Below are 3,401 nucleotides of genomic sequence, written 5' to 3'. Positions count from 1 at the left end.
GGCGCCCGCCCCGCGGGGGGCGGCCCCCCCCCCCCGGGCGGGGGGGGGCCCCGGCCCGGGGGGGGGGGGGCACACCTCGACGACCATGACCCAGGCGAGCGGTTCGCCGTCCGGCAGGTCGCGCAGGTGGAGGTCCACCCAGAGCGAGCCGAGCGGCTCGGTGCCGGCTTCGTCCCCGCCACCGTAGAGGCGGCGCAGCGCGACGCCGGGGCTGTCGGCGCCCTGCGGGAGCAGGCGCTGGTGGTCGACGCCGGATTTGGCGCGGGCCTGCTCCTCGGTGAGGCCCGACTCCCGCAGCGAGCGGACGTAGTCCTCGGCGGCCCGGTCGAGCCAGGCCGGGAACTCCCCGGCCCCGATCGCGCGGGCGGTGACACCGGCCGGGAGGTCGGGGGGTGCGGTCAGGTGCTTGGCCAGGTTCCGCATCCGCTCGGTGTACCCGAGGGCGAGGGCGAGGCCGCGGGCGACCTGCGCGGACTCGGGGACGTCGATGTCCACGCGGGTGCAGCCCCAGCCGCGCAGCACCTCCTCGGCGGCCAGCGCGCCGAACGTCCCGCGGCCCCGGCCGCGCCCTTCACTGATCTCCAACTCGGCGATCTCTCCGAAGAGTTGACTGCCGTGCGGGACGGCGGTGGTGCGCAGGGCACCGACCTGGCGGCCGTTGGCGCAGATCTGCCAGCGTCTGGTGCGGCCGCCGGCGGGGGTGGGTGTCTCGGGGCCCTCGGGCCGCAGCGTGGAGGTCATGTGGTGGTCCCTTCCCCGCCCCGGGAGGCTTATCCGCCGGAGGCGGCTAAGGGCACGAGTCCGCCGGAGACGGCTAAGGACACCAGCCCGCCGGAGGCGGCCAAGGACACGAGTCCGCCGGAGACGGCTAAGGACACGAGCCCGCCGGAGCGGGCTCACGGGTCGAGGTCGTCGCCGCTGCGCTCGGCGAAGACCGCCATGGCCTTGGCGGTGACCGGGCCGATCCCGGGCAGTTCGCGGTCGTCGACGCGGGTGACGGCCTGGACGTCGCGCAGGGTGGAGGTCAGGAAGACCTCCTCGGCGTCCCGGAGGGCCTCCAGCGGGAGGTCGGTCTCCTCGGCGCCGCACCACTCGACGACGAGGGCACGGGTGATGCCGGCCAGGCAGCCGGAGGCGAGGGTGGGGGTGAGCAGGCGGCCGCCGATGACGACGAAGACGTTCGAGCCGGTGCCTTCGCAGAGCAGTCCGGCGGTGTTGGCGAACAGGGCCTCGGAGGCGCCGACGCGGTGGGCGGCGGCGAGGGCGACGACGTTCTCGGCGTAGGAGGTGGTCTTGAGGCCGGCGACGGCGCTGTGCTCGTTGCGGCGCCAGGGGACGACGGCGACGGCGGTGGTGTCGGGGCGCCGGTTCACGGGACCGATGGCGGCGACGAGGGTGGCGCCGGAGTCACCGCGCTCGGAGCCGAGGGGGGCGACGCCGCCGGTGTAGGTGACGCGCAGTCGGCCGAGCGGCATCGGGTTGGCGGCGAGGACCTGGGCGCAGGCCTCGCGGACCCGGTCGTGGTCGGGATCGGGCAGACCGAGGCCACGGGCGGAGCGGGTGAGGCGGTCGAGGTGGCGGGTGAGGGCGAACGCCCGGCCGTCGGCGGCCTTCATGGTCTCGAAGACGCCGTCACCGGTGGTGAGTCCGTGGTCGAGGACGGAGACGGCGGCGTCGGCGGAATCGACGAGCGTGCCGTTGACCCAGCTCTTGGTGGGGGTGTGCATCGGGCGCTGCTCCTCGGGGGCGGTTCTTCGGCGGGGGGCTGGGGGCTCTGCGGTCCTGCGGGTGCTGCGCGGCGTTCGCGGGCCTTCAGAGGGTCTCGCTGCCCGACGCTATCGCGACCAGACGGGCGGCCTTCAGTTCGGTTTCGGCCCACTCGCGGTCGGGGTCGGAGCCCCAGGTGATGCCGGCGCCGGTGCCGAAGCGCAGCACGGGGACGGCGGGGTCGGTGCGGTCGATCCAGAAGGTCCGGATGCCGACGGCGAGTTCACCTTCGCCCCGGTCGGCGTCGACCCAGCCGACGGCCCCGCAGTAGGGGCCGCGCGGGGCGGTTTCGAGGGCTTCGATGATCCGCAGGGCGCTGGACTTGGGTGCGCCGGTGACGGATCCGGGCGGGAAGGTGGCGCCCAGGAGCTCGGGCCAGCCGACGCCGTCGCGCAGGGTGCCCTCGACGGTGGAGACGAGGTGGACGAGGCCGGGGTGCTTCTCGACGGCGCACAGGTCGGGGACGGTGACGCTGCCGGTCGCGCAGACGCGGCCGAGGTCGTTGCGGACCAGGTCGACGATCATCACGTTCTCGGCGTGGTCCTTGTCGAGGAGGTCGTCCTCGGTGCGGCCGGTGCCCTTGATCGGGCCGGAGGAGACGGTGCGGCCGGAGCGGCGCAGGTAGAGCTCGGGCGAGGCGGTGGCGATCTCGACGCCGTGGTCGGGCAGCCGGATCGTGCCCGCGTAGGGGGCGGGGTTGCCGTGGGCGAGGAGTCCGGTGAGGGCGTCGACGTCCGTGCGACCGGGATCGGGCAGCGGTGCGGAGAGCACGCGGCAGAGGTTGGCCTGGTAGACCTCGCCGGCGGCTATGTGCTCGCGGATGCGGCGGACGCCCGCGGTGTAGGCGTCGCGGTCCAGGGAGCTGTGCCAGTCGCCGGCGTCCGGTCCGTGCCAGCCGGCGCCGGAGGGCGGGGCGGGGGCGGGGCGGACGTCGTCGAAGCGGGCGCAGGTGAGGCGGCCCTCGAAGTCGTAGGCCACCGCCCAGTAGCCGGCGGAGTCCAGCGCGGCCGGGTCCGAGGTGACGTCGCGCAGGCCGGTGGCGAGGCGGCCGCCGAAGCGGGCGAGCGGGGTCTGGGGGGCGGTGCGGCCGGACACGGTTCTCCTGCGCGGTGGTGCTGGGCGGCGGTGCCTGAAGTGTAGGTCGGGGGCGCTCGACGAGGCCGGGGGCGTACGCCGGAACGACCGGGCGCGAGCGGCTTCCGGGTGTGCACCGAGTGCACGCTGCGGGAACGGATTTTTAGCTGGCCCGGGAATCCGCTAGAGTTCAACACGTCGCCAGGGAGCGCAGCCGAAGAAAAGCGGTGAAGGTCCCGGGAGGCAGGCGGACGTGGCTCAGTTGGTAGAGCATCACCTTGCCAAGGTGAGGGTCGCGAGTTCGAATCTCGTCGTCCGCTCGATGGGGAACAGTGTAAGATCGTTCTCCGAGTGTTGCCTGGTGGAGTGGCCGAGAGGCGAGGCAACGGCCTGCAAAGCCGTGTACACGGGTTCAAATCCCGTCTCCACCTCCAAGAGGATCGCCCGGTTCCGCCGGGAGAACCTCCCCGCGCGATTAGCTCAGCGGGAGAGCACTACCTTGACACGGTAGGGGTCACTGGTTCAATCCCAGTATCGCGCACGTCGGATCCTCCGGGGTC

3 protein-coding genes and 3 tRNA genes are annotated in these 3,401 nt (G+C 73.8%); 3 read left to right on the top strand and 3 right to left on the bottom strand.

Features of this window, described 5'->3' with window-relative positions:
• The 3 genes from ACFV4F_RS29980 to ACFV4F_RS29970 all read right to left on the bottom strand — a co-directional run.
• The coding region (locus ACFV4F_RS29980; RefSeq protein ID WP_380507055.1) for a GNAT family N-acetyltransferase at nt 1-741 on the bottom strand (741 nt) is incomplete at its 3' end.
• Nucleotides 742-896: 155 nt separating this feature from the next.
• Entirely contained in the window at nt 897-1,727 is an 831-nt protein-coding gene (locus ACFV4F_RS29975; protein ID WP_380443636.1) for an aminotransferase class IV, read from the bottom strand.
• Nucleotides 1,728-1,812: 85 nt separating this feature from the next.
• Entirely contained in the window at nt 1,813-2,862 is a 1,050-nt protein-coding gene (locus tag ACFV4F_RS29970) for a chorismate-binding protein (RefSeq protein ID WP_380443634.1), read from the bottom strand.
• 226 nt (nt 2,863-3,088) lie between these two features.
• Between ACFV4F_RS29970 and ACFV4F_RS29965 the strand changes: the two genes are divergently transcribed.
• From ACFV4F_RS29965 to ACFV4F_RS29955, 3 genes are all read left to right on the top strand, one after another.
• Nucleotides 3,089-3,161 (top strand) — tRNA-Gly (locus tag ACFV4F_RS29965).
• A 40-nt stretch (nt 3,162-3,201) separates the two neighbouring features.
• Nucleotides 3,202-3,275 (top strand) — tRNA-Cys (locus tag ACFV4F_RS29960).
• Between the two features lie 35 nt (nt 3,276-3,310).
• Nucleotides 3,311-3,382: transfer RNA gene (locus ACFV4F_RS29955), tRNA-Val, on the top strand.
• The last annotated feature ends 19 nt before the right edge of the window (nt 3,383-3,401 follow it).

Source organism: Kitasatospora sp. NPDC059722, assembly GCF_042733235.1.
Classification (GTDB): domain Bacteria; phylum Actinomycetota; class Actinomycetes; order Streptomycetales; family Streptomycetaceae; genus Kitasatospora.
This window is presented reverse-complemented; position numbering and strand designations above follow the sequence as displayed.

Coding starts and splice junctions, on each gene's coding strand:
- ACFV4F_RS29975 (WP_380443636.1), bottom strand. CDS start 1,727: ATGCACACCCCCACCAAGAGCTGGGTCAACGGCACGCTCGTCGATTCC.